This window comes from Bacillus sp. B15-48 (assembly GCF_016879755.1).
Lineage (GTDB): Bacteria > Bacillota > Bacilli > Bacillales > Cytobacillaceae > Mesobacillus_B.
Genome location: NZ_WOFU01000001.1, coordinates 281,687 through 297,973 on the forward strand (window position 1 = coordinate 281,687; position 16,287 = coordinate 297,973).

At 41.4% G+C, this 16,287-nt stretch carries 14 protein-coding genes; 2 read left to right on the plus strand and 12 right to left on the minus strand.

The window, feature by feature from the left end; genetic code table 11:
• The first annotated feature begins 117 nt into the window (after nucleotides 1-117).
• Nucleotides 118-288 carry a hypothetical protein gene (locus tag GNT69_RS01410; protein WP_203553152.1) on the plus strand — a complete coding sequence of 57 codons (171 nt, stop codon included), beginning with the start codon at nucleotides 118-120 and terminating at the stop codon, nucleotides 286-288.
• Nucleotides 289-367: 79 nt separating this feature from the next.
• On the opposite strand, the gene GNT69_RS01415 is transcribed toward GNT69_RS01410, so the two are convergent.
• The 5 genes from GNT69_RS01415 to GNT69_RS01435 form a co-directional block, all read right to left on the minus strand.
• The gene (locus GNT69_RS01415) at nucleotides 368-928 is read right to left on the minus strand and encodes a 5' nucleotidase, NT5C type (RefSeq protein ID WP_203553153.1); all 561 of its coding nucleotides are present in this window, start codon (nucleotides 926-928) and stop codon (nucleotides 368-370) included.
• Between the two features lie 522 nt (nucleotides 929-1,450).
• Entirely contained in the window at nucleotides 1,451-2,545 is a 1,095-nt protein-coding gene (ribD, locus tag GNT69_RS01420) for a bifunctional diaminohydroxyphosphoribosylaminopyrimidine deaminase/5-amino-6-(5-phosphoribosylamino)uracil reductase RibD (protein WP_203553154.1), read from the minus strand.
• Nucleotides 2,546-2,606: 61 nt separating this feature from the next.
• A complete protein-coding gene (locus tag GNT69_RS01425) occupies nucleotides 2,607-3,356 on the minus strand; it encodes a GTP cyclohydrolase II (RefSeq protein ID WP_239093986.1) in 750 nt (249 codons plus the stop codon).
• A 24-nt stretch (nucleotides 3,357-3,380) separates the two neighbouring features.
• Nucleotides 3,381-4,481: an FAD-dependent monooxygenase gene (locus GNT69_RS01430; protein WP_203553155.1), complete on the minus strand. Its 1,101-nt coding sequence runs from the start codon at nucleotides 4,479-4,481 to the stop codon at nucleotides 3,381-3,383.
• Nucleotides 4,482-4,542: 61 nt separating this feature from the next.
• Nucleotides 4,543-5,394, minus strand: a complete 852-nt coding sequence (locus GNT69_RS01435) for a VOC family protein (RefSeq protein WP_203553156.1) — start codon at nucleotides 5,392-5,394, stop codon at nucleotides 4,543-4,545.
• 173 nt (nucleotides 5,395-5,567) lie between these two features.
• On the opposite strand from GNT69_RS01435, the gene GNT69_RS01440 reads away from it, so the two are divergent.
• A complete protein-coding gene (locus GNT69_RS01440) occupies nucleotides 5,568-5,876 on the plus strand; it encodes a winged helix-turn-helix transcriptional regulator (RefSeq protein WP_203553157.1) in 309 nt (102 codons plus the stop codon).
• A gap of 61 nt (nucleotides 5,877-5,937) precedes the next feature.
• On the opposite strand, the gene GNT69_RS01445 is transcribed toward GNT69_RS01440, so the two are convergent.
• The 7 genes from GNT69_RS01445 to GNT69_RS01475 form a co-directional block, all read right to left on the minus strand.
• Entirely contained in the window at nucleotides 5,938-6,579 is a 642-nt protein-coding gene (locus tag GNT69_RS01445; protein WP_203553158.1) for a hypothetical protein, read from the minus strand.
• A gap of 174 nt (nucleotides 6,580-6,753) precedes the next feature.
• The gene (putP, locus tag GNT69_RS01450) at nucleotides 6,754-8,235 is read right to left on the minus strand and encodes a sodium/proline symporter PutP (protein WP_203553159.1); all 1,482 of its coding nucleotides are present in this window, start codon (nucleotides 8,233-8,235) and stop codon (nucleotides 6,754-6,756) included.
• Between the two features lie 146 nt (nucleotides 8,236-8,381).
• Entirely contained in the window at nucleotides 8,382-9,401 is a 1,020-nt protein-coding gene (locus tag GNT69_RS01455; protein ID WP_203553160.1) for a proline dehydrogenase family protein, read from the minus strand.
• An 87-nt stretch (nucleotides 9,402-9,488) separates the two neighbouring features.
• Nucleotides 9,489-11,036: an L-glutamate gamma-semialdehyde dehydrogenase gene (gene pruA / locus GNT69_RS01460; RefSeq protein WP_203553161.1), complete on the minus strand. Its 1,548-nt coding sequence runs from the start codon at nucleotides 11,034-11,036 to the stop codon at nucleotides 9,489-9,491.
• A 263-nt stretch (nucleotides 11,037-11,299) separates the two neighbouring features.
• On the minus strand, nucleotides 11,300-14,377 hold the full coding sequence (locus GNT69_RS01465) for an efflux RND transporter permease subunit (RefSeq protein WP_203553162.1): 3,078 nt from the start codon (nucleotides 14,375-14,377) through the stop codon (nucleotides 11,300-11,302).
• Between the two features lie 3 nt (nucleotides 14,378-14,380).
• The gene (locus GNT69_RS01470; RefSeq protein WP_203553163.1) at nucleotides 14,381-15,238 is read right to left on the minus strand and encodes an efflux RND transporter periplasmic adaptor subunit; all 858 of its coding nucleotides are present in this window, start codon (nucleotides 15,236-15,238) and stop codon (nucleotides 14,381-14,383) included.
• Nucleotides 15,239-15,276: 38 nt separating this feature from the next.
• On the minus strand, nucleotides 15,277-16,152 hold the full coding sequence (locus GNT69_RS01475; protein ID WP_203553164.1) for a TetR/AcrR family transcriptional regulator: 876 nt from the start codon (nucleotides 16,150-16,152) through the stop codon (nucleotides 15,277-15,279).
• Between the last annotated feature and the right edge of the window lie 135 nt (nucleotides 16,153-16,287).

Genomic DNA, 16,287 nt, shown 5'->3' on the forward strand with positions numbered 1-16,287 from the left:
ATGGTTGAATTCGATTATAAATTGCGGAAATTAAGCCACTCGTTCCCTTAATTGAATAATCTTGCTCTTTTTAATTAAAACTAAAGGTTGCAAACATCGATGTGTGGGAGGTACAAAATGGATTATCAAAACCGTGAAAAGAAACAAAATAATGACTCGACTAGCCCTCTTGATGGCCAAGAGCATGGCGGCATGATGGAGTCTTTAGATCAATTTGCCAATATCGTCGCAGAAACAGTGAGCAATATGACAGATAATGAGGAAGAAAACAAACAGCGCGAGAGATAGTGCTAGATGGCAATCATCCTCTTGTTGATTGCCATCCTCTTTCTTTTTACTATAATGGAAAAAGCCGTCTTATTCCATATTAAAAATTTTGTCGAAATTCATTCCAATCGATTACACGTGGGACGTTAAGATGTTTATTATAGGACTGGTCTTTCACATAAATTTGCAATGATGGTTCATTTTCTAATGTGTTAAGGACATCTGGTTTGTCATCAAAATAGTAATCTAGCTTTAATTTTCGAATAATGTCGACTTTTTCGGTATCTTGCATTCCGTAGTAAAAACGGCCTGGGTGAACGGGAAAGCCTCTTTCGATCATCCAGGTTTTCGTTCGTTCCCCATGTTCTTTCGGTCTTGCCGTAATATAAAAGATTTCATGGCCTTGCCTTTTTAACTGTTGAAGCAGTTCAACCGCCCCTGGAAAAGCCGGGCATGACGTATAATAAATTTCCTCTAATGTACTGTTCCACATCTCTTTCCCTTCTTCGTTCGTTAAGCCGAAAGGTTCATGAATTTCAACCTTTTCTAATGCATGAAACAATTCAAGACCGATTTCCTTGTTTAATTTTTTATTGTAAAGATGAAATGCATGCTCTCTTAAATTGATTAATGTATCATCGATATCAAAACCGAATCTCATATTAGTCATCCTCTTTTCAAATTAATTTTACCTTCTATATTAAATATAAGAAAAACCGGGCAAAAAACGCCCGGTTCTTTATCTGTTTTTCTCGTGCTAAGGTAAGGTTTTTATTACGAGTACTTGCATTAAGTACGTTTACAAGCTGGTTTTTATTACGAGTACTTGGATTAAGTACGATTTGCAGCTGTTTTTTATTACGAGTACTTGGATTAAGTACGGTTTGCATGCCGTTTTATTGCTAGTACTTGGATAAAACGAATTTTTTGCGGAATTTTAATCCGAGTACTAGCAATAAAACTTAGGAATAATGCCAGTACTCGGATTAAAAAGGAAAAATAATCCTAGTACTTGGATTAAACAGTGTTTTTTACGATATATAATCGTAATTTTACGCGTATATATACCTAGTACTCGGAATAAAAAGTCAGTTACCAGCATTATCTTTCAAAAAACTTATTTTATTCCTAGTACTAGTGATAACGCGCCCCCTGTTTCCCGCGCACTCCGCCTAAACACTACTCAACTGTTGCGGGCCGGATAGCCGACAATTTTAAAATCCTTGCCGATTGGCGTGATCGTTACATCCTCGAGCTCAATGGCATCGCTCATTTGCGCGATCCCGGTTCCTTCGAGAAAAGTTGGTGCGTCCTTGCCGCCAACGAGTTTTGGCGCCATGTAAAGGACGACTTTATCAATTAAACCATTTTCTAAAAAGGAAGCAGAAACCGTGCCACCGCCTTCAATCAACACAGACGAAACGAGTTTTTCTCCGAGCAGATGAACGACATCTCTCGTGTCAACGGTTTGCGTCCCACTTGTGACGAAAACAGGAATCCCTAGGTTCTCAATCTGCGCCCGCTTTTCTTTATCATAATTTTCACTCGTGAAAATCCATGTTTCCGCTTTTTTATCAGTCAATACTTTCGACTCTAATGGAATTCTTAGTGTTGAATCTAAAATGACACGAATCGGATTACGCCCGTTCGGAATGCGTGAAGTCAGCTCAGGGTCATCATGGATGACGGTGTTAACACCTACGAGAATCCCCATATGCTCGCTGCGCAGTACGTGAACATCATGCCTCGCCTGTTCAGAGGTAATCCATTTGCTGCTTGCCGTATGCGTCGCAATTTTCCCATCCAAAGTCGTTCCTGATTTTAACGTGACAAATGGCTGTTTTTCGACGATAAACTTATTAAACACTTCATTCATCTGCCGAGACTCTTGTTCACAAATGCCGGTAATGACTTCGATGCCTGCAGCCTCTAAAATTTTCACTCCATTGCCAGCGACAATTGGATTCGGATCCAACGTCGCGATCACGACTTTTTTTATCCCCGCTTCGACAATGGCCTCTGCACATGGACCAGTTCTACCGTGGTGGGAACATGGTTCAAGCGTGACATAAATCGTGCCACCGCGCGCATTCTCTCCAGCCATGCGCAGCGCGTGAATTTCTGCATGGGGTTCACCCGCCTTTAAATGCGTTCCAACGCCAATGATACGGTTATTGTTCACGATAACCGAGCCGACGAGCGGATTTGGATCGGTTTGCCCTTTCATCGCTTGCGCATTTTTCAAAGCTAACTCCATATAAAATTGATGATTCGTCATAAAGTACCCTCTTTTCCGTAGCAATGCCTTTCTTGCTTTTAATATATCACTTAAACGGAAGCTAAGAAAGATGCCCGGATTTTTTCACCTTTGTCTTTAAATACTTTTCATTGTACTCAGAGACATCGCCCCATAATGGCGTTCTACCCGATACAGACAAACCAGCGGATTTTAGCGCTTTTAGCTTTCGCGGATTATTTGTAATCAATGTGACTGGCTTCGACCTTAATGCCTTTAACACTTGAATGGCATCATCATAGTTTCTTAAATCATCTGCAAATCCTAAAGCTTCGTTCGCTTCAACGGTATCATAACCATTTTCTTGAAGGATATAAGCCATCGCTTTACTAAATAAACCGATGCCGCGTCCTTCATGATTGGCTAAGTAGAAGAGCGCCCCTGTTCCATGTTCAACAATCATTTTCATCGATTGCTCCAGCTGAAAACCGCAGTCACAGCGTTTGCTTCCGAAAATATCCCCAGTATGACAGATGGAATGCATGCGGATTAATGCCTCATCCCCGTATTCAAAGTCCCCGTAAACGAGAACACTTGATTGTTGGTAGTCTGATAGATTCGCAGTTGAAAGTTGGTTGATTACTGTTTGAAAGTTCTCCGTTACTTCAGTTGTTTTTAACCAACTATACCAGTTAAAAACGACGGTTTCCCCGTGTAAATTGACTGGCAATCGAATCGGCCCGACAAGGTAAATCGCTTCATCCTTGTTTGTTTTAATCAATTTTATTTTATCTTCTAGTGTAGAAAGAACGTCAATCCTTTGTTGAACTTCTTCCAATGTCTCTTCCCCCAATCGATACGCCTCCTTCAGTCGTCATTAAGACATCACCGGAACAGCAAACTCATTTTTATATTCTGCTTCTTTTTTTAATTGTAGATTTTGTAATTCTTCCACATGTGAACGACGTGCCGTTTCGAACTTTTTCAATTGCTGTGAATGATATTGCTCTGTTCGATGTGCTTCAAGGATGACTTCTGATAATACATCTGCATCCATTAAGGCACTGTTGATGCCAAATGCACCTGTCGGGCTCATCGTATGGGCAGCGTCTCCGATAATTGCGAGCCCATCTTTCACCCATGTTTCACAGGTGATACTTTGCACTTTTAATAAAATAAAATCGTCCCATGATTGAATATGTTGCTTTACTGTGGCAGTTAGTTCAGGAAAAGCATCAGTGACTCGCTTAATAAATGGAGCAAAAGACTGCTTTTTCAAATTTGGATAGGATCCTTCAGGGATACTCCAGCCAATCTGGATAAACCCTCCTGCCTGAGAAAATAAAGCAAGTTGCTTCCCTTCCACTAATGCATTTTTAATCGTTGGTTCCCAGCCCGTTGGCATCGGGATTTTTGCCCAAAGCAAATCATATCCATGTTTTCTGACCGTGAACGGAATCTCAGCTAATTTACGTACCGTTGAAAATCGTCCATCGGCACCAATAACGATTGAACTATTAATGATAATCTGATTGTCCCCTTGTTTCGCTTTAATTCCAGTTACTGCCCCGCTTTTATCCGTCAGTAATTCAGTCAACTTCGTCCCCATCATAATGCTGTAATTTTGAAGATGCGACGATTCACCTATTAACACGTTTAATAAGTTCTTTTGCGGTACGTGGATGCCGACGTGTTGATGACCATTTGCCGGCGAAACTGTCTTGAACACTTTGCCAGCCTGCAAATATTCAATTCGTTCCATAAGCAGGAGGCCTTCGGTTTCCACTTTTTCATACAAATGATATTTTTTTAAAATTGCTTCGCCGTCATTGTTTAAATGTTCACCGCGGAATTCTTTATCAATCCCGTCGTGGCGCTCGACAACAATCGTTTTTAAATGATTCTTTGCTAGTATATAGCCCAAGAGTGCGCCGGCTGGACCAGCGCCGACAATGCAAACATCCGCTTTCAGTTCCATTATCGCGCCTCCTCCCTCTGCTGCTTCAATCAACTTTCTCATATTTATTTTATTTCAAACCTTATACCGTTAACTTCATCCGATTTCCGGAAGGATCATAAGCAATGAACACATTCTTATCTTCTGAAATCGTCACACCCATTTGTCTCAATCGTCCGATTGCCTCATCTCGCACTGTTTCACTTGGAAATACGATCGTAAAGGCACTCATGCCAACACTGTTTTCCGCGGGAGCAGGTGCACCAATTCCAGCCCATGTATTCAGGCCGATATGATGGTGATACTTCCCTGTTGAGATGAATAGCGCCTGACCACCATATCTTGTAACCACATCAAACTGAAGTCCATTGCAATAAAACTCCTCGGTCTTTTTCAACTCAGAAACATGCAAGTGGATATGTCCCATTATAGTACCACTTGGGAGACCCGTCCACGGTTTCTCATCTCCGTCTGCAAGAATCCCTTCGATATCGAGCGGACGTGTATCCATTGCTACCTCTCCACTTTTCCACTCCCACTGTGAAGCAGGTCGGTCTGAATAAATTTCAATTCCATTTCCGTCAGGATCTGCTAAATACAACGCTTCACTAACGAGATGGTCTGAAGCTCCTTGCAGTGGAAATTGTGTTTTTATAAAGTGCTGGATGATTCTAGCTAAATCGGCACGGCTCGGTAAAAGAAGTGCGTAATGATATAAACCAGTTGTGCGCGGCTGCTTCGGGATGATGTTCTCAAGCTGCTCAATCGTCACTAACGGTGTGTTGCCATCGGCCGTTAACACGGCTTTCTGTTCGGTTTGATTCAATATTTTAAATCCAATGATGTTTTGATAAAAGTCGAGAGATCGCTGTAAATCTTGAACTTTCAACTCAATTTGGCTAACATAAATATTCGGTTCCGCGTGAAAGGTCATAAAAAGTTCCTCCAGTTTTAACGTATTTTTATATAAACAACATCTGAAAGTTACTTACTTTATGTAAGTAATTATATTTTTATAATTTACTTGTGTCAAATAAATAATTTTTGTATTGTTAATATAGTGTTAACTGAATTTAAATTGATTAGACTACTGGGAGGTGTCGAGTGATGAATCAACCTCTTATTTGTCCACGATTTGAAAAAGCGATGGGAATCTTGAGCCAGCGCTGGACAGGGCTTGTCATTTATCAATTGCTGACTGGGCCGAAACGATTTTGCACCTTAGAATCATCGATTGGCGTGAGTGGGAGAGTACTGTCCGAACGATTAAAAGAGTTAGAAAGTCAAGGAATCGTTAAACGAGAAGTCTATCCTGAAACACCCGTACGCATCGAATATTCGCTTACGGAAAAAGGTCAAAGTTTAGAGCCAATCATGAAGGAAATCGAAAATTGGTCACAAACGTGGTTAGATTAAGAGTTTTTTTGAATGATTAAAAGCCGATTGTCTTTTTTGCGACAATCGGCTTTTTTTTGCTTTATTTGTTATTGCTAGCGACTTTTTCAGCTTCTGCCATTCCGACTCTTTGGACGCCATTCTTTTCAAGGAGTGTAATCACTTTCTTAACATTTTCTTCGTCTTCAATAACAACAAAATGAACGACCGGAAAACTCCTTTTTACATTAAGTGTTAATTTAAAGCCAAAATTGACCCGATCATTTAATCCATAAAGCTCATGCCAACGGATAATTTCTTCCACTTTAAAAGATTTTATTTGTTCGTATCGATAATATCTTGACTGGAAAATGACTCCTCTAGGCAAAATGAAAAAATTATTTGGGTGCCTGATTGAATTTAAAATAAGAAAAAAGAAATAAGTAAAACTAAATAAAGACGCGTCAAACCAATCTGTAAACATCGCAATTCCGATTAAGACGATTAGCAAACCGAGGACAATCATCGTTCCCCAATGAGCGAGACGGTATGATTTTGTCTCCTTCGTTAATGACGTCATTTCCTTCCACTCTGCAGGAACGAGAATGCTAGAAAACTCCTCCTTCGACCGCGGAAAAACAGCTTGAGTCGAGAGTTCAGCTGCCATTTTTAAATTCAGCCGATAACGGACTAAATAATAAACACCAGCTAGAAAAATACCGATAAACACGAGATCCAACCACACAAAAAAACACCCCTTTGCTTCGTGAGGACAACCACTCTAACTTATACGTTTTATGAATACGAGTCCCTTTTATCCCATTTTTTTCCTACTATAACTGTAACATATAAAAAGTCTTTATGGTGAAAAAAAGGGCTGTACGTGCACTGTTTCGCACGGGCAGCCCTATGTCAGTTCTTAATCTTCTTTTTGCAAGATTTCGAGTGTTTGATTAAACTCGTTTTCCACTTCTTTGTTCTGTTTATACGTAATCGAACTAACGACTACGGTGACAATTAAATTGAATAAGAAACCTGGAACGATTTCATAAAGAACGCCTGATAAGGACGAGTTACCCCAAATTAAAACGGTCACTGCTCCGGTAATCATTCCAAGAAGCGCACCAGTCCCAGTAATTTTCCGCCAATACAAGGAAAGTAAAATGATCGGTCCAAATGCGGCACCAAATCCTGCCCAAGCAAAGGCAACGAGATTCAGAATCGTATCGGATTGCTCCCAAGCAAACATAATCGCGACAATGGAAACAGCTAATACGGCTAAACGTCCAAGCAAAACATACCGTTTTTCAGAGGCATTTGACTTTAACACGGCCTTGTAAATGTCCTCAACTAAAGCGGACGAAGTCACAATTAATTGCGAAGAAACGGTACTCATAATCGCAGCAAGTACAGCTGCCAACATAATCCCGGCGATAAAAGGATGGAAAATGATTTGACCGAGCTGAATGAACACAGCTTCCGGGTCAATAAGTGTAACGTTAGAATTTTGCTTAAAATAAGCGACCCCAACTAACCCTGTTAACACAGCACCAAACAAAGATAAAATCATCCAGCTAATCCCAATCCTTCTTGCTTGGGTTGTCTCCTTAGCCGATTTGATGGCCATAAAGCGAACGATAATATGTGGCTGCCCAAAATAACCGAGTCCCCATGCTAACGACGAAATCACCCCAGCCGTTGTCGCAGTTGCCGCAAAACTTAATAAATTGACATCGACTTGACGAATAGTTTCAGCTGTTTCCGAAATGCCGCCAGTTAAAAATAGCCCAATAACAGGAACGAAAATAAGTGCTAAAAACATAATTGTTCCTTGAACAAAATCTGTATAGCTGACGGCGAGAAAACCACCAAATAAAGTATAGGCGATAATAACGGCGGCAACGATCAACAAACCAGTATGGTAATTATACCCAAATGAACTTTGGAAGAAGATTCCCCCAGCGACAAGACCGGATGATACATAAAAGGTGAAGAAAATTAAAATAATCAAGCCGGATACGATGCGGAGAATTTTTGTGTTTTCTTTAAAACGATTATCGAAAAAACTCGGAATCGTAATCGAGTCATTCGAAACTTGCGTATACACCCGCAAACGCGGTGCGACAAACTTCCAGTTTAACCATGCTCCAATCACCAAGCCAACACCAATCCACGCTTCGACTAGCCCAGAAACAAAAATCGCACCTGGTAATCCCATTAACAACCATTGCGACATATCTGAAGCTCCGGCACTTAGGGCTGAAACGGCAGGACCGAGCTGTCGTCCTCCCAACATATAGTCTGATAGATTATTGATTTTTCTGTACGAATAAATTCCGATTAAGATCATACCAACAAGATATATGAGAATCGCTAGTAGCTGATACGTATAATCTGTCATTCAAACTCCTCCTTTATAAAAATATGAAAATATAACTTTAATTGTTTTTGAATGATTCCTAAAAACGATTCAGTTATTTTAGGTTAGAATCAAAGTGGACCGTTTCCACTCCCTCTCTTCTTCTTCCGTTTGTCTATAATACTATATCATTTTTTCTCCTTCGCATTTTTCTTTTTTTTGCAAACGATAAATAGTGTCAGCGCCACGGCACTGGCACTGGCAGCGAGAATCGGTTCTTTTTTTAATTGATTGTCTTTCTGATAAAATACTTCTTTTAAAATAAGATTTACGTTCTGAGGACGTTCAGCCAGCCGGCGCATATAGTAGCCGTACCAATCATGCCCAAACGGCATATATGTGCAAAAATGATACCCTTTCTTCGCGAGATCGTATTGCATTTCTTGGCGGAAACCGTAAAGCATTTGAAACTCAAACCGATCATACGGAATATTCTTTTTTTTAATGAACGCTTTTAACTCATTAATTATCCGGTGGTCATGTGTTGCAATCGACGTAAACATCTCCCCAAGAAGGCGCCTTTTAGCGAGCTTCAGAAAATTTCGATCGATCTCTGCCTTTGACTGATAGGAGACTTTCTCGCTTTCTTTATATGCTCCTTTGACGAGGCGAATTCGTACATCCTGCAACTGCTCAAGATCGTCTTCCGCGCGGAAAAGATACGTTTGAATCACTGTGCCTACATTGTCATAATGCGTTAACAAGCGGTTGACGATATGAAGCGTCCGTTCATAGTACTTATAACTTTCCATATCAATATTTATGAAAATATCATATTTTGCTGCGACATCGACAATTTCTTTTATATTTTCATAGCAGAATTCATCATCGATATCAAAGCCTAATTGAGTCAATTTGACAGAAATATGTGCGTCTAGTTTCTCTTCAAAAATTCTTTGGACGACTTGAATAATTTTATTTTTAGCTGCGCGTGCTTCAGATTTGTCAGACACAAATTCCCCGAGATGATCGACAGTACAACTTATGCCGCGGCGATTCATCTCCTTGATTTTTTTGGCAACGCTTTCAATTGTAGTCCCAGCGACGAACCTTTCTGCTCCTAACCGAAACCCATATTTTTTTGCTTTTTCATTTAAAAATTTATTGTTTGATAACTGAATAAAAAAGTCCCTTGTGATCCTCGACATGCACTCAACTCCTTTGTGATGCATTGATGAAAGGTTGCGACAGCTCGAAACTGCCGCAATGAAAACAGGACTTTTACTTCATCATCATTAAAATTTTTCTGATACTACTTTTGCTTCCATGAACAATTGAAGATAATCCGGACCACCTGCTTTCGAATCGGTCCCAGACATTTTAAAGCCCCCAAACGGTTGATAACCGACAATTGCCGCTGTACAGCCACGGTTAAAATAAAGATTGCCGACATCAAACTCGTATTTCGCTCGTTCCAAATGCGCTCGATTATTGGAAATAACCGCCCCTGTCAAGCCATACTCGGTATTGTTGGCAATTTCAAGCATTTCGTCAAAATTATTAGCTTTCGTAAAGGCGACGACCGGTCCGAAGATTTCTTCTTGCATGAGGCGCGCTTTCGGGTCGACATCTTTGAAAATCGTTGGATAAACGAAATTCCCTGTCGAATCATCGGCATTTCCACCGTAGACGAGTGTCCCCTCCGCCTTGCCAATCTCGATATACTCTTTAATTTTATTAAACTGCTTTTGATTAACGACTGCCCCCATATAGACGTCTTGTTCCGCAGGATTGCCCACCGATAATTCTTTTGTCAGTTCAACCGATTTTTCAATCACTTGTTCGTAAAGGTCTTTATGGACAATGACTCTTGAACAGGCCGAACATTTCTGCCCAGAAAAACCAAAGGCGGAATGAACGATGGCATCAGCGGCCATATCGACATCCGCGTCTTTGTCAACGATGATTGTATCCTTCCCACCCATTTCAGCGATCACACGTTTTAAAAATTGCTGGCCTTGTTGTACTTTTGCAGCCCGTTCATAAATCCGAACTCCGGTTGCCCGCGATCCGGTAAAGTTAATAAATCGCGTTTCTTTATGGTCAACCATATAGTCACCGATCTCCAACGGGTCGCCTGGGAGGAAATTAACGACCCCTTTTGGCAGCCCTGCCTCTTCTAAAATTCCGATCAATTTATAGGCGACGACCGGGGTATTTTCAGAAGGCTTTAATAAGACAGGATTGCCTGCGACAATCGGAGCAACGGCCGTTCCGCAAGCGATGGCAAAGGCAAAATTCCATGGCGGAATCACGACACCAGGACCGATCGCTTTGTAGAAATACTGGTTATTCTCATTTTCGCGCTGATTCAGTTGTTTGCCTTTTGCCAGCTCAAGCATTTGTCTGCCGTAGTATTCTAAAAAGTCGATTCCTTCCGCTGTGTCGCCATCTGCCTGATTCCACGGTTTTCCCGCTTCATACACTAACCATGCAGATAACTCATGTTTACGGCGCCGGGCAATCGCTGCCGCTCGAAATAACACATGAGCCCTTGCCTCTGGCGCCATAGATCTCCATGTCTCAAATGCTTCAAGTGCCGTCTCAAATGCGATATCAACATGTTGCTTCGTTGCTTTTGATACGTTGCCAATCACTTGTTCCTTATTCGCAGGATTCACAGAAACGAGTTTATCTTTCGTATACATTTTCTCCCCATTTATAACCAGTGGATAGTCTTTCCCTAACTCCGTCTTCACCTTATGCAATGCTTCCTTAAATGCTTCGCGATTCTCCTTCACCGTGAAATCTGTAAATGGCTCATGTTTAAAAGGCAAAACCATGAAAGATCCCTCCCTGCTTTTGTATAGGCAAAACTGGCTATATATTTACGTATCTATTTATATATAAGCAAGATTTGGAGAGCTTATTCCATGGCAACCCTTCATTTGAAATTAGTCCAAGCTAAAACTTTTCTATAAACACATGTAATTTCATTTCGACATTTCCTGGGCAATAACGATGTTTTTTGCGTGGTGTAAACAAAAAACCAGTAACAGCATATTCGGCTGTTACTGGCTTTTTTGTTTTGAATTTGCTCTTTGCTTTATACTTCCTTCGCTTCGTTCCTTTTTTTCCTTCTGCGTGTAAATATGGCAGATAAATCATCAAAGAAAGTGTAAATAACTGGAACAAAAAATAACGTAAAAATCGTTGACACACTCAATCCGAAAATAATTGTAACAGCGAGCGGTTGCTGCATTTCTGCCCCTTCACCGAGCGCAAGTCCTAGTGGAACCATCGCTAACACCGTCGTTAACGTTGTCATCAAGATTGGGCGAATCCTGTTTTTACCAGCCTCGATAATCGCTTCATTCCGCTCCATCCCTCGGCGCCGTAAAAGATTAATATAATCGACTAACACAATCGAGTTATTGACGACAATTCCCGCAAGCATAATGATTCCGATGAAACCTGGAACACTTAGCGGAACATTTGTGATAAACAAACCGCCAAGAACACCAATCACCGATGTTGGCAAGGCGAACATGATGATAAATGGATAGAGGAAATTCTCAAATTGGATTGCCATTACCGCATAAACTAAAAAGATGGAAAAGAGCAAAGCAATACCTAAATCGACAAATGCTTCAGCCATATCGGCTGCTTGACCACCAATTGTATAGCTGTAGCCTTCAGGGAAATTCATTGCTGTTAGTTTTCTTTCAATATCGGCGGTAATTCCACCGAGATCTCTCTCTGAAATATCGCTTGTCACATTGATTTGCGGCTGTTGATTTTGTCGTTGCAACGCTACTGGACCTTGAGTCTCAATAAAGTTAGAAACTTCATCAAGCGGGATAAGGGCACCGGTTGCCGTTTGAATGCTAATATCATGTAAATCGCTAATCGTGCTGCGAATCTCGTTCGGATAGACGAGCTTCACATTCATTTCTTGACCTTCTTCACGATATCTTGCCGCGGTTTGACCCATGAATTGCATCTGTACTTGGCTCATAATTTGTTCCTGTGTTAATCCGTAAGCGGCTGCCTTGCCTTCATCAATGATAATGCTTAATTGTGGCACACCTTCGGAAGCTCCGCTTGATGGGTCAAAGACGCCATCAACGGTCGAGATTTCTGCAACGACTTGTTCCGCAAGCTCTCGCAGTACTTCATGTTCTGGGCCATTTAATTCGATTTCAATCGGACTTCCCATACTTAAACCGGCATCCATTGCACTAGCGGTAATTTCAGCCCCGGCAATTGCCTGAAGTTTTTCATGCATTTCTTGCATAATCTCTGTCGTGGAACGATCCCGTTCAGACACCGGAAGGAGCTGCAATGTGTAAGAAGACGTATTTCCACTCCCGCCCATGCCCATGCCGCTGCTTCCGACCGTCACATAACTCACTTCGACAACATCTTCGTATTCAGCAATCACTTCGTTTACTTGTTCAATCACACGAAGCGTATAGTCTGTCGTTGCCCCTTGATGGGTTTCGACGCGAACTTGGGCCTGACCTTGGTCTGCACCCGGCATTAACTCAGCACCAATGAGCGGAATCAATGCTAAACTTCCGGCAATCAACAAGATCGTTACCGTTAACGTCGTCTTTCTGAATTTGATCACGCGGCGTAGTCCAGCACTATATCTTGCTCTGACCCTATCTAAGAAGCGATCAAACCAATAGCGGCGTCCCTCGGTTTCAACCACATTCGTCAATAATTTTGACGAGAGCATCGGCACTAATGTGATTGCGACGGCAAGCGACGCTAACAAGGCGAACGCCACTGCTAAGCCTAATGGAATAAATAAATCAGCGGCAATTCCGTCAACAAACACCATCGGTAAAAAGACGATGATCGTTGTTGTTGTCGAGGCAATAACGGCTGGCGCTAACTCAGACGCTCCTTTTGTCGCAGCTTCAATCCTACTGAATCCACGTTTTCGATACGAATAAATATTTTCCAAAATAACGATTGAACTGTCGACCATCATCCCGATTCCAAGCGCCAATCCACCAAGCGTTAAAACATTCAATGTCTGGCCTGTAAAATACATGAGTGCAAACGTCGAGATTAAAGCGATTGGAATCGAAAGACCGATCACAAGTGTCGCCCGAATGCTTTTTAAAAATAACAATAAGATAAAGACGGCGATGACTCCACCAATTAGGATGTTTTGAATGACTGAGTCAATCGACATCGTAATAAATTCCGACATATCAATCAGTACTTGCAACTGGATATCAGAGCCGAGATTTGCTTGAATTCCATCGAGATTGCCCTGAATATTGCCTGCGACCGCGACAGTATTGGCATCCGTTTGTTTCATAATCGAAAGGACGAGCGATGGCTCGCCATTTACAAACGCATTTGAAGTGAACTCATTAAACGTATCATGAACTTCAGCTACATCTTTTAATAAAATCGTTGCGCCCGCTGGGGTTTGAATGATTGTGTTGCCAATATGTGCAACCGATTCAAACTCACCTTTAACCCTTAGTTGTAAATCTTGATTTCCTTTTTCAATCGTCCCAACAGACCCTGAACGATTCGTACTGTTCAACGCTTGAACGATCGTTTGCGAACTGACTCCATACTGTTGCAATTGCGCCGGATTCAATTCAATTTGAATTTCGCGTTCTTTTGCCCCTTCCACGGAAACGGAGGCAACACCGCTTTGACGCTCTAAGTATGGAACGACTTGATCATTGGCAATTTCCGTCAGTTTCGCCGTATCTTTGCCTGTTAAACCGACATACATGACCGGCATCGCTTCAGGACTAAAGCGTAAGATCGTCGGGTCACCAGCCTGTTCAGGCAGCATCGCCTTCACTTGATCCACTTTTTCACGAACATCTAGTAAAGCTTGATCTAAATCAACACTATTTTTAAACATCATGACGACAAGCGAACTTCCAGCTTGTGACCGCGATTGAATCGTATCAATTCCCTCAACCGTACTTACAGCTGATTCAATCGTTCGACTTATTAAATTTTCAACATCTTCTGGTGCCGCGTCTGAATAGCTTGTGGCAATTACGGCGACAGGAAGATCAATTTTCGGAAATAAATCGACCGCCAAATTTCTTAACGATACAACCCCAAGAGCGACAATCGCAAGGACAATCATGATAACGCCAACAGGACGTTTAACAGAGGTATTGACTAATTTCAACGGTTACTCCCCTTTCACGACGTCCACTTGAACGTCATCAGAAAGTGTGAGTTGACCAGTGACAACGAGTTGATCTCCAGCTTCAACGCCGTCTTCAATGGCAGATTGTGCCGATTGGACCGCAAGCACATTGACTGCTTGTTTCACTGCCCGGTTGTTTTTCACGACATAGATGAATGTTTCATCATCCTCTTCAATAATCGCTGCTGTTGGTACGATGATCGCATCTGTTATTTGGCTTTCCGGGATCGCTAACTGGACGACCATACCTGGTAAAATCACCCCATCAGGATTGTCAACCGTTGCTGTTACCGGATATAACCCTGCCTCATTTGGCATTTTATCGACTTTTGTAATTGTCACTTCATATTCCTCGTCATTAATCACCGCTGTTAATATTTCATCAACAGCTACTAATTTCTGAACGCCAACCGTCACAGTGAAATCAAGCTGGATTGTTTCTAAATCAGCAATAATCGCAAATGGTTCTTCGTTTGAAACCATATCCCCTTCTTTTGCATGCAAGCTGACAATTTCGCCGTCCTTCGGAGCACGGATGTTTTGCTTTCCGACCGCCGTTGCAATTGTGGCAATCACTTTATCCTCTTTGACTTGATCTCCATTTTTCACCTTGAGCGAATCGACCTCCCCTGGCGTCTGAAGCATCACAGCTGTTGCCTGATTTGGTGCCGTCCGGCCAAAAATGGACCTTTCAAGTGTTAAATCTCCTTTTGTAGCTTCAGCAACCTCAACTGAGACGACTCTCTCAACCTCTTCACCACTCGTATCCGTTTCAGCCTGTGAACAAGCTGTGGCAGCTAGGAGGAAAATCGCGGCTACACTTAAAAGTACTTTTTTCATTCACTGTATCTCCTTCCAAAAGTTAATATTTTTCTGGATTATTTTAAAAGTTCAACATGTAAGATTTCTGCGAGTTTTTTACATTCCGCTTGCAATTCTGACAGGTCATGAAAATGAGCAAGCAAACCTTGAATAATCACAGGCTGACGTTCCTCTTTCCTTGCCTCTTTTTCTAAAAGATCGACCACTTCCTGAAGCTGATCTTGTTTTTCACGAGAAATTGGCTGTGTAGCGATTTTCCTTCTGAGCAAGGCGAATGTTTCGAATTGATTGGTTCCTTCGGTGGCCTTTTCATATTTTTCGGGAATATGGTTGAGCGTGACGAGTGGCTCTTCCTGTTGCTTCTGCATTCCATCGACAAGATTGTCTAACCGCCTGACGAGAAAAGAACCAATCTTTTCAATATCGATGTTTACATCATCGACGATCATCCAGCGCAAATATCCGTTAAGCAAGCCATCTAACTGGATAATGGTATCGACAATATACGGCTCGATGGCTGATGCACCGTAAATATTCTCAATGTTTTCACGCATCCATTGGTACGTTTCGACTTTTATTTGTTTTACTAACTCGCTCGCATTTTCCCCAATCGTGATGTTTTCCTCAAAATGCATAACGAGAAAATCTTTATAATCGTATACATACTTTAGCCAGACAGTCATTTGCATCGCAAAATTTTCTCTAGGGGGAAGACTTTCCGACTTTACCTTTTCAACCTTTGCCTTCGTTTGGTCGTAAAAGGATTGATAGGCGGTGAGCATATATTCTTCTTTTGATTCGAAGTACACATAAAAAGTGCCTTTCGATACACCGGCTTCAGCTGTTATTTCCTGAATTGATGTTCGGTGATATCCTTTGCTAGCGAATAGTTTTAATCCTGATTGAATCAATTTCAGCTTTTTTTCATTCATGTTGCAACACCTATTCTCTCATACGAATATTTCTCTCATTGGTTTCACATAATGACCAAATAGTCATTATTTTATTATGACTAACCAGTCAGTCATTTATGTTTATAAAAAATTTGACTTCTAAATTATAACGAA

Bases quoted from the DNA above. Each gene is read 5' to 3' on its own strand.
- GNT69_RS01410 (WP_203553152.1), top strand. From the start codon at position 118: ATGGATTATCAAAACCGTGAAAAGAAACAAAATAATGACTCGACTAGC.
- GNT69_RS01415 (WP_203553153.1), bottom strand. From the start codon at position 928: ATGAGATTCGGTTTTGATATCGATGATACATTAATCAATTTAAGAGAG.
- ribD (WP_203553154.1), bottom strand. From the start codon at position 2,545: ATGACGAATCATCAATTTTATATGGAGTTAGCTTTGAAAAATGCGCAA.
- GNT69_RS01430 (WP_203553155.1), bottom strand. From the start codon at position 4,481: ATGGAACTGAAAGCGGATGTTTGCATTGTCGGCGCTGGTCCAGCCGGC.
- GNT69_RS01435 (WP_203553156.1), bottom strand. From the start codon at position 5,394: ATGACCTTTCACGCGGAACCGAATATTTATGTTAGCCAAATTGAGTTG.
- GNT69_RS01440 (WP_203553157.1), top strand. From the start codon at position 5,568: ATGAATCAACCTCTTATTTGTCCACGATTTGAAAAAGCGATGGGAATC.
- putP (WP_203553159.1), bottom strand. From the start codon at position 8,235: ATGACAGATTATACGTATCAGCTACTAGCGATTCTCATATATCTTGTT.
- GNT69_RS01455 (WP_203553160.1), bottom strand. From the start codon at position 9,401: ATGTCGAGGATCACAAGGGACTTTTTTATTCAGTTATCAAACAATAAA.
- pruA (WP_203553161.1), bottom strand. From the start codon at position 11,036: ATGGTTTTGCCTTTTAAACATGAGCCATTTACAGATTTCACGGTGAAG.
- GNT69_RS01470 (WP_203553163.1), bottom strand. From the start codon at position 15,238: ATGAAAAAAGTACTTTTAAGTGTAGCCGCGATTTTCCTCCTAGCTGCC.
- GNT69_RS01475 (WP_203553164.1), bottom strand. From the start codon at position 16,152: ATGAATGAAAAAAAGCTGAAATTGATTCAATCAGGATTAAAACTATTC.